The organism is Paraburkholderia sp. (assembly GCF_036488505.1).
Taxonomy (GTDB): Bacteria; Pseudomonadota; Gammaproteobacteria; order Burkholderiales; family Burkholderiaceae; genus Paraburkholderia.
In genome coordinates this window covers 1-8,946 of record NZ_DASXHN010000227.1, presented here as the reverse complement: position 1 = coordinate 8,946, position 8,946 = coordinate 1, and the positions used below count along the sequence as shown (strand labels likewise).

The 8,946-nt window shown below is 61.0% G+C and carries 9 protein-coding genes; 4 read left to right on the top strand and 5 right to left on the bottom strand.

Features of this window, described 5'->3' with window-relative positions; translation table 11 throughout:
* Nucleotides 1-2: 2 nt before the first annotated feature.
* Genes VGH68_RS13640 through VGH68_RS13625 form a run of 4 tightly spaced genes read left to right on the top strand, consistent with a single transcriptional unit; the run spans nt 3 to nt 4,855 of the window.
* Nucleotides 3-1,829: a TRAP transporter large permease subunit gene (locus VGH68_RS13640; RefSeq protein WP_331604158.1), complete on the top strand. Its 1,827-nt coding sequence runs from the start codon at nt 3-5 to the stop codon at nt 1,827-1,829.
* Nucleotides 1,830-1,842: 13 nt separating this feature from the next.
* Entirely contained in the window at nt 1,843-2,940 is a 1,098-nt protein-coding gene (locus VGH68_RS13635) for a LacI family DNA-binding transcriptional regulator (protein WP_331604161.1), read from the top strand.
* Nucleotides 2,937-3,983 (top strand): NAD(P)-dependent oxidoreductase, encoded by a 1,047-nt coding sequence (locus VGH68_RS13630; RefSeq protein WP_331604157.1) that lies wholly within the window; start codon nt 2,937-2,939, stop codon nt 3,981-3,983. Before VGH68_RS13635 ends, VGH68_RS13630 begins: the two co-directional genes overlap by 4 nt.
* Nucleotides 3,980-4,855 (top strand): amidohydrolase family protein, encoded by an 876-nt coding sequence (locus VGH68_RS13625; protein ID WP_331604156.1) that lies wholly within the window; start codon nt 3,980-3,982, stop codon nt 4,853-4,855. The genes VGH68_RS13630 and VGH68_RS13625 overlap by 4 nt, the downstream gene beginning before the upstream one ends.
* 20 nt (nt 4,856-4,875) lie before the next feature.
* On the opposite strand, the gene VGH68_RS13620 is transcribed toward VGH68_RS13625, so the two are convergent.
* The 5 genes from VGH68_RS13620 to VGH68_RS13600 form a co-directional block, all read right to left on the bottom strand.
* Nucleotides 4,876-5,046, bottom strand: coding sequence for a hypothetical protein (locus VGH68_RS13620; protein WP_331604155.1), 171 nt, complete (start codon nt 5,044-5,046; stop codon nt 4,876-4,878).
* 107 nt (nt 5,047-5,153) lie between these two features.
* Nucleotides 5,154-5,690, bottom strand: coding sequence for a hypothetical protein (locus VGH68_RS13615; RefSeq protein ID WP_331604153.1), 537 nt, complete (start codon nt 5,688-5,690; stop codon nt 5,154-5,156).
* A gap of 962 nt (nt 5,691-6,652) precedes the next feature.
* On the bottom strand, nt 6,653-6,802 hold the full coding sequence (locus tag VGH68_RS13610; RefSeq protein WP_331604152.1) for a hypothetical protein: 150 nt from the start codon (nt 6,800-6,802) through the stop codon (nt 6,653-6,655).
* A gap of 367 nt (nt 6,803-7,169) precedes the next feature.
* Complete coding sequence (locus tag VGH68_RS13605) at nt 7,170-7,907, bottom strand: transporter substrate-binding domain-containing protein (RefSeq protein WP_331604160.1); 738 nt, start codon at nt 7,905-7,907, stop codon at nt 7,170-7,172.
* Between the two features lie 186 nt (nt 7,908-8,093).
* The gene (locus VGH68_RS13600; protein ID WP_331604159.1) at nt 8,094-8,897 is read right to left on the bottom strand and encodes a metallophosphoesterase family protein; all 804 of its coding nucleotides are present in this window, start codon (nt 8,895-8,897) and stop codon (nt 8,094-8,096) included.
* Nucleotides 8,898-8,946: the final 49 nt, after the last annotated feature.

The window sequence follows — 8,946 nt, the reverse complement described above, 5'->3', positions numbered from 1 at the left end:
CCATGCTCCCGCGCGGCCTCGCCCGTCTCATGCGCTGGATCGAATACCTGTGCGCGGCGGTGCTCGCGGCCGATGTGCTCGTGGTGTTCCTCTCCGTGATCTACCGCTATTTCCTGCATGATCCTTTCGACTGGGCCGAGGAAGTCGCCGGCGCGCTGATGATCGTGCTGGTGTTCTTCGGTGCCGCAACGGTGCTCGCGCGCAGCCAGCACGTCGGCATCGAGCTGTTCCGCGGTCTTCTGCCCACGCGCTGGCAAGCCGCCGCGATTCACGCCGGGCACTGGATCATCGCCGGCGTGTCGTCGAGCCTGTTGTTCTCGTCGTGCCTGTTGCTCGTCGATTCGTATGGACAGACCACCGCGAGCGGCCTGCCGGGCTGGATCAACGTGTATCCGGTGATGATCGGCAGCCTGTTCATGACGCTTTTCGCGATCGCGAATGCGATTAGCGGTCCGTCGCGCATCGTGCTCGGCAGTGTGATCGGCTGCGCGCTCGTTGCGATCGCGCTGTTCGCATGGAACACGTTCGCCTCCGCGCATCCGATCGAGCCGGGTCTGCTGCTCGCCGCAGGATTTGTTGTCGGTCTCGTCATTGGCATACCGATCTGCTTCGTGCTGACGTTTTCCGCGCTGCTGTTCTTTCTCGCCGAACCCAGCCTGCCGATGCTCGTCTATTCGCAGCAGGTGATGTCGGGCGCCAATCACTTTGTTCTGCTCGCGGTGCCGTTCTTCGTGCTGGCTGGCCTGCTGATGGAGTCGAACGGCATGTCGTCGCGGCTGATCGAACTGCTGCTGCGCGTATTCGGCCGCGTGCGCGGCGGCCTCGGGCTGATCTCCATTACGGCGACCGCGTTTTTCTCGGGGGTGTCCGGCTCGAAGCTCGCCGATATCGCGGCCGTCGGCGGCGTCGTGATGCCCGCCGTGCGTCAGACCGGCGAAGACCCCAACGAGATCGCCGCGCTCCTCGCGAGCAGCGCGGTGATGGCGGAAACCATTCCGCCGTGCGTGAACATGATCATCATGGGGTTCGTCGCGAACATTTCGATTGCCGGCCTGTTTGTCGCCGGGATCGTGCCGGCGCTGGTACTGGCGCTGTCGCTCGGCGTGATGGCGGTGATCTTCGGCCGCCGCATCGATCCGAGCCGCGCGTTCAGCGTGCGCCGGCCGCTGGTGCCGCTGCTCGGTGGCGCGCTGGTCGGCTTCATCATGATCATCATGATCGGTAAAGGCGTGACATCGGGCGTCGCAACGTCGACCGAAGTATCCGCTTTCGCCGTCGTCTACGCGCTGGTCGCGGGTTGGGCCGCGTTCCGCGAACTGACGCCGAAGGTGGTCGCGCGGCTTTTTGTGCGCGGCGCGTCGATGGCAGGCAGCATTCTGTTTATCGTCGCCGCCGCGTCGAGCGTGTCGTTCGCGCTCACCATCGAACAGATTCCGATGCAACTGCAGGGCCTGATGGCGTCGTTCGGCACGCACTACGGCGCGGCCGGCTTCATGCTGTTGTCGGTGCTGATCATGATCGTGTTCGGCGCGATCCTCGAAGGCGCACCGGCGTTGATCATCTTCGGGCCGCTGCTGACGCCGATCGCCCAGCAGCTCGGCATCAATCCGCTGCACTTCGGCACCGTCGCGGTGGTCGCCATGGGCCTCGGGCTGTTCGCGCCGCCGGTCGGGCTCGGCCTGTTCGCGACCTGCGCGATCACCGGCACCCGCGTTGAACAGGTCGCGCGGCCGATGCTGAAATACCTCGCGATGCTGGCTATCGTCCTCGTTCTGCTGGTGCTTGTGCCCGGCTTCTCTCTGTGGCTACCATCCCGCTTTGGGATGTAGGTAAGTCAACGTCATCGAGGATCTTGTGAGCACGATACAGGACGTCGCCCGACACGCCGCCGTTTCGGTGAGCACCGTGTCGAATGTACTCAACGGCCGCACCGAAAAGATGCGTCAGGCGACGCTCGCGCGCGTGGAAGAGGCGATCGTCGCGCTGAAGTACCGGCCCAGTACGCTCGCGCGTCAGCTCAAAACCGGTCAGACACCGCTGCTGGGTCTGCTGGTGCCCTCCATCGCGAATCCGATGTACGGCTATATCGCCCGCGAGGTCGAGACTTTCGCGCAGGAGAAATACGGCTACCGCGTATTGATCGGCAACACCTATCGGGACCGCGAGAAAGAAGCGTCGTTTTTCGAGGACCTGCTCGCGCACGGCGTGCGGCACGTGATCGTGATTTCGTCGCTCGCCGACGAAAGCCACCTGACGCGCGCGGTGCAGCGCGGCATGGTGGTCGTTAGCTACGACCGGCGCTCGGCGCCCGGCGAGCAGTCGGAGGTCAACCACGTTGCGCCCAATAACTTCGAAGCGGCGCGCATCGCGACCCGCCACCTGATCGCGCATGGCCATACGCAACTCGCGTTCGTGACGCTGTCGGGCCTGACCGTGAGCCGCAGCGACAAGATCGACGGCTTCTACGCAGCCGCGAGCGAAGCCGGTTTGCGCGATCGCGCGCGCGTGATCGAAGGCGGGCCGTCGAACGAATACGGCGACTCCGTCATCGGTGAGGTGGGACACCAGCTCGCGCTGCAAATCGTCAAGGATGCGAACCGTCCGACCGGCATCGTGGCGGTCAACGATCTGATGGCGCTCGGTCTGATGTCCGGGCTGCGCGCGACCGGTCTGCGCGTGCCGTCGGACGTCTCCGTCGTCGGCATGGACGGCCTCTTTTTATCCTCGCTGTCGAATCCGCGGCTCACGACCGTGCAACTGCCGGTGCCCGACATGGCGCGCGCGATGGTCGAGCGCGCGCTGACCCGCCCGTTCGCGTCTGGTACCCACGCCGGCGACCAGATCTTCGACACGCTGTCGCTTTTCGAACGCGAGTCCGTCGCGGCGCCGCCCGCACTGACTGCGTCCCGTCATTCCAGAACCCGGAAAACCAGCAAATGAACACGGTTTTTGTGAGTCACCCTCAGAACATGCTGGAGCGTTACTTCGGCGACAAGGCGCTCGCCCGATTGCGCGCCTTCGCCCACGTGAAGCTGAACGGTGCAAGCCGCGAACTCACCACCGACGAACTGATCGCCGCCGCACAAGACTGCGACGCAATCATCGCGTATCGCCAGACGCCGGGCCCGCGCGAGCTGTTCGCCGCATTACCGCGGTTGGTCGCGATGGTCCGCTGCGCGGTCGATATCCGGACCATCGACGTCGACGCCGCGAGCGAACACGGCGTGCTCGTCACGCAGGCCAGCGCCGGCTTCGTGCCGGCGGTATCGGAGTGGGTGATCGGCGTGCTCGTCGCGATGGCACGCGGCATCGAGGGCTACGCGGCCGCCTACCATCGCGGCGACACCGTGGCGCCCGCGATGGGCCGTCAGTTGCGCGGCGCAACGCTGGGCGTGATCGGCTATGGGCAGATTTCACGCTATCTGTGCGACGCGGCGTGCGCGTTGGGCATGCAAGTGGTCGTCGCGGATCCGTACGCGCAAGTGGAAGCGCGCGACACGCTGCAACAGGTGCCGCTGCCTGCGTTGCTCGGCATGTCCGACTTCGTCGTCTGCCTCGCCCCCGCCACAGCGGAGACCGTGCATCTGATGGATGCCCGCGCGTTTGCCGCGATGAAAACCGGCGCGTACTTCGTCAATGCGGCGCGCGGCGAACTGGCCGATGAGGCCGCGCTGTTGTCCGCACTGGATGCCGGTCATCTGGCGGGCTGCGCACTGGATGTCGGCAGCGAAGCGGACCAGATGCCGTCGCGAGTTCTCGCGCGGCATCCGAAGGTAATCGCGACACCGCATATCGGTGGTCTCACGCCGGAGGCGACCGAACATCAGGCGCTCGAAACGGTGTCGCAGGTCGAAGCCATATTGCGCGGAGCAGTGCCGGACGGTGCGGTCAATGCAGCGCACGCGAGCCGCCTGAGCCGATTCGCAAGCGGTGCGGGCACGAGCGCGCGGTCTGCGTGTCGGCCAGCCTCTGACGGCCTATGAATCCGACTCTGGCTGCGATGTACCCCGGCGCATGTGATTGCCACATCCATATCTACGAAGAAGGCTATCCGTTTGCGCCCGGCGCAACGGTTGTTCCGCCGCCCGCGCCGGTGAGCGCGTATCGGCAAGTGCAGAAGGCGCTGGGTCTCACGCGTGCCGTCGTCGTCCAGCCGACCGGCTACGGCTTCGACAACAGTTGCACGTTGGCGGCATTGAAGAGCTTCGGGGCGAACGCCCGCGGCGTCGCGATACTGCCGCCGCAACACGATGACGATGAAATCGCCCGTCTGCATCAAGCGGGCATTCGCGGTCTGCGTTACATGATGCTCGCAACGGGTCTTGCGTCATGGACCAATCTCGAAGCTGCCGCCGCCCGCATTGCGCCATTGGGCTGGCATATCAATCTACAGCTCGACGGCCGCGAGTTGCCGCTTCACGAAGCCGTGCTGAAAACGTTGCCGTGCAAGCTGGTGATCGACCATACCGGCAAGTTCCTCGAACCTGTGCTGCCGGATAGCGAACCGTTTCGCGCGCTGTGCCGTTTGCTCGACCGCGGTCAATGCTGGGTCAAACTCTCGGCGCCGTATGAAACGTCTCGCGTTGGCGCACCGGGCTATGACGACGTGGCGCTGCTCGCGCGCACGCTCGCGGAGCGTTATCCGGCGCGTTGCCTGTGGGCGAGCAACTGGCCGCATCCGAATGCACAGCCGCGTCCGGTCGATGCGCTGCTGCTGGACTGGCTGGTTCGCTGCGCGGGGAATGAGGGAACCGTTAAAAAGATCCTCGTGGACAATCCTGAAGCGGTCTATGGTTTTTCGGGCCTGTTGTTCTGTAGAGAACACGACCCGCTTGCTAACGACATTCAACGATGAGCCACCGCATCGACGGCGCGCTACGCGTGGCGCGTCGGCTCAGGCAGAATCCACAGCAGCGTCAATATGACGAGCGTCAGCTGCACGGCGATTTCCGCAGATCTTATATACGGGCTTCTCGACGTCTTCAACGTGCCGACCGGCCACGGACTCACCGCGCAGCCAATCGCATCGATTGCGGTGGCTGACATCGCGAAACCGAAGGGATTCAAATGAAAGGTTGACCCGCTCAGTCAGCGCTACGCATCACGCTCTTTTCTCCACCATAACGACGCCCCCGCCACGAATTCTGTTCACGTCATTCCAGATTGGAAGGCCCCGGATCCGGCCATAGCCGTGGATCGTCGCACATCCATCGGCAGTCGCCGTCTTTGCATATTGGGCTTAACTCGATTTCGATTTGATCAACATGAGTCGTTCCATCGGGCAGCTTGTGGGCGAATACTTCGGTAAGAGTCTTAGGCTCGACATAAATGTCTTTACTTGGGATTCCAAGCTTCCTAAGATACGCTTCCACCACTTTCCCGCGGCGGTCCTGCAAGACATCCACATCGCGCTCGCCGATATATGCGCCGGCGATGACGATCGTTTGAATCCCCACATCGGGCCACTTCCTTGCCTCCTTCACAGCCTTTTCGATTGACTGCTGGTTATCCGTCGAAAGTGCTGTAGTGTTGAATGGCAGCTGCAAATACGCGTGCTCTATGAAGCGACAGCCGGTGTTGGATGGCCTATGCTTCGCCACGGCGTCAATTGATTGCTCGGCTAAAGCCTGTCCCCCAGGACCAGCATATAAGCACAGTGCAGCGACCAATGTACGGTATGTAAATGTCATTTCTTCTCCATGACTTCTCTATCGAAAGTTGCTAAATATCCAGTAATACTGTCGGCGTTTTCAATCGCCTTGTCGGGATGATTCGCAGCCCATATCCTCGCCCCGGATTCCGAGTCTGCATAGATCCAGTCTTGCGAATAAAGGTGTCCGTAAAATGTGTACATTCGTGGACTATCGTCTTGACCTTACAGGTTCCCCATAACCGTCCAAATGAACTATCACAGTACGCGGAATAGATGGCGATAACCCGCTTCTCCGAATCGGGTTTGCAGACTGCGGCGTGATTCTCACCCGAATCCGGTCTGACGGCGCAGGATAGCTTCCTACTCGTCTCACTGTCATATCGCACAATCTTTTCGGGTTCCAGTTCCTGCATCGCTTTGAGCAATCGATGCAGCCCGTCGCTGAGTACCTTTCGTGTCGCTTCATCAGCACGAGCAAAGTAGATTTGCACCCGCTCCCGCTCTTTCGTGTCCCGACGTGCCAAGCCCTCGATGCGTCTTTTAACAAGTTCAACGCCGATCTCACGTGCCCACATGGCCTGCAGGCGGAATTCCTTATTGGTCACGTTAGGACAAACAGGGGTCGTATTGATTGTGACGTGCCTGTTTGAACCTGGAGTCGTGTTTGTAAATGCAGTGTCATCGAGAGTTACCCATTCGGTGCTGTCGTTCGCTTTGCTAGCGCTCCACTTCAATCGTAAGAAACTTCAAACACTGCGTTGTAACTCGAGAAGTCTGCCGCGCTGCGTTTGTCTTGCCGCTATAGATTTCTCTGCCTTCGGTGAGAATCCGGTAATGCACGTCCGGTACAGGGTTGCCGTGGTGATCCCTGATGGTGAACTGTTCATCGAACGGGCCCGCAAGTCGATCACGACAGCGGCATCCTTCGCTTTGGCCTAATGCCAGCCTCATATCGTGACCGGATGGAAGAGCTTTAATAGACTTGATTGGAATCAGCTGTTAGCCGATGAAAAACATGCCGGCCGCGATACCGAACACCGCATCGTCAACCTTCGGGTCCTGCAGACACTGTAGTTTCGCCAAGCCGATATCTACGCGGTCGATAAAGTCGACCACGTAGCAGATGAGACGAACGGAATGATGCGCCACGCGTCGTTGCGGACCACGGCGTCACCAGCCGGACTGGTAGAAGCATCGATCATGGCGTTTCGACGAGCGGAACGAAAAGCCGTCCCCTTCCCTGCCCCACGCATAATCGCGATACGCGACCTTCCTGGCATGCGCATCGTTTCGATCTGTGTAAGCAGGGGTACGTCATCTTCCGTTGCCCGGCGAATGCTTTTCGAGGCCATCGCTGCCACCTCCGTTGAAGAGATTCCCTAAACAAAAGACGCGCTCGCTTTTCACGGCCGAACGGAGCAACCGCAAAGCACTCAAGATCTGGCTTTCGTCGGCTGGCCAATCTCTTCTCAAATTAGTCGATCGCGAGCCTGGCGCCCGCAAGCCCGTCTCATCATCAACGTGAAGCCGTGAGAGCGGGATCGATCTCCTTCTGTGTCAAGCCGTATCTGGCCATGCGAGCGCGATGATCCGGGGATCCCAGATATGAACCGAGCTGCACGTTCACCGCGTCGAGTAGATCGCTGTTTCTTTTGTTAAACGAGAATGCTCCGAACGGGAGCATCGGCCGCTCGTCGCTCGTTTCCGGCTCGTGCTCCACCGCTTCGAGCATTGAGTTTCCAATCTGCTTGGCAACGATACGATTTCCCAAGGCTGTGCTTGCATACGCATCGATTACACCGGAGAGAACCGCTGCAATAGCGTCGGCCTGTTGCTCGAAAACGGTTATCCGGTCCTCGCTGACGCCTGCCGCTCTCGCGGAGTCGTGTTGCACTTGCCCAGCAATAATGCCGATACGTGCATCAGGGTGCTTCGATAGCGACAGATAGCTGTCGAGCGCTTTCGGGTTTCCACTGCGGACCAAAAATCCGTCTCCGATCCCCCATACGGGTACGCTGAAAGCGACCATGTTCGATCGCTCAGGCGTGACGAAGAGCGGGACGTTCATGTCCCAGCGACCCGCTTCGACGCCGGGTAGCAGTTCACTAAAAGTCGTCAGGCGATGCTCGATCCAGGTGATGCCTATCGCCCGGAGAACCGCGTCGGCCAGCTCGATGTCCGCACCGGTCGCAGTACCATTTGCTTCGGTCCAGCCGAAAGGAGGTTCTTCGATGTACGCAATGGTTACCTTCATCTCTGTGTTTCGCCAAATGAGAACGGCCATCGAATCCAGGACCGATTGTTGACGATTCTACTGACAGGTGCGCACGGCGCTTTTTCCGGCCGGTCGCCGAAGATCAGATTTGCGACGCGGCACCGTCAGCGAAAGATAGCGAACATCAGCGCCCGACTTCGCAGCGAGACTCCCGATTCCCAGAAGTCATCCGCAACGGCCGCTGCGAAGAGCGACCGCCCATTCGGGCCGTCCGTTCGCCTTCGCGGTCGCCGACGCGATTTTCCAGTCATATCGCACCGCACGAAACTCCACTGTCCAATCGGACCCGGACCCTGTCACGAATGCATATCGCGCGTGAGGCGAACCCGTCTCCATGCGATGAGGGAATGGCCACTCATCCTCATAAGCCTGAAGGCCGACGCTGCCTGGATTGACGATCAAGCGCCCGTCGTCGAGTTTCATCGAGCGCTGCAAGTGAGTATGACCGCACAGGATCAGCTTCGCAGTCACATTCCCCGCGCGGCGTTCGATCTCGTCCGTCGTTGCTGCCCGGCATCCGGACGGACTTACGGTTTCCAGAAAGTAGCTCAAATCGTCTGCGGGCGTCCCGTGGACCAGCAAAACGTCTTCATCGATAGACAGCGTGCTGGGCAAAGCTTTGATCCACGCCAGTTGATCCGGGCGCATGCAATCGAGCGCCCAACGGTCCGATAGGCTCATACGCTCGCGATCGCCGCCCAGTACCTGCCTTTCGTGATTGCCACGAATGGTGGGAAGGCCGAGCGGCATCAATCGGTCTGCCGTCTCACTCGGATGGAGCGCACCGGAGAGGATGTCGCCAAGATTGACGATCAGGTCCGCGCCGACAGAACGAATGTCGGCCAGCACGGCTCGTGGAATCGCAAGCCGCGCACCGGCTACAAGGTGATATTCGTGCCGTTTGTGGATGGCAAGCCGGCCGGACTGCCCGAAGATTTCCTGAGCGGTTTTCTCACGCCGGACGGCCATGCGGTAGGACGGCCGGTCGGCGTCGCGCTCGATGCGCGCGGCGCGTTGC

Excerpts from the sequence above, each read along its gene's own strand:
- VGH68_RS13640 (WP_331604158.1), top strand. The coding sequence starts at position 3 with ATGCTCCCGCGCGGCCTCGCCCGTCTCATGCGCTGGATCGAATACCTG.
- VGH68_RS13630 (WP_331604157.1), top strand. The coding sequence starts at position 2,937 with ATGAACACGGTTTTTGTGAGTCACCCTCAGAACATGCTGGAGCGTTAC.
- VGH68_RS13625 (WP_331604156.1), top strand. The coding sequence starts at position 3,980 with ATGAATCCGACTCTGGCTGCGATGTACCCCGGCGCATGTGATTGCCAC.
- VGH68_RS13620 (WP_331604155.1), bottom strand. The coding sequence starts at position 5,046 with ATGTCAGCCACCGCAATCGATGCGATTGGCTGCGCGGTGAGTCCGTGG.
- VGH68_RS13615 (WP_331604153.1), bottom strand. The coding sequence starts at position 5,690 with ATGACATTTACATACCGTACATTGGTCGCTGCACTGTGCTTATATGCT.
- VGH68_RS13605 (WP_331604160.1), bottom strand. The coding sequence starts at position 7,907 with ATGAAGGTAACCATTGCGTACATCGAAGAACCTCCTTTCGGCTGGACC.
- VGH68_RS13600 (WP_331604159.1), bottom strand. The coding sequence starts at position 8,897 with ATGGCCGTCCGGCGTGAGAAAACCGCTCAGGAAATCTTCGGGCAGTCC.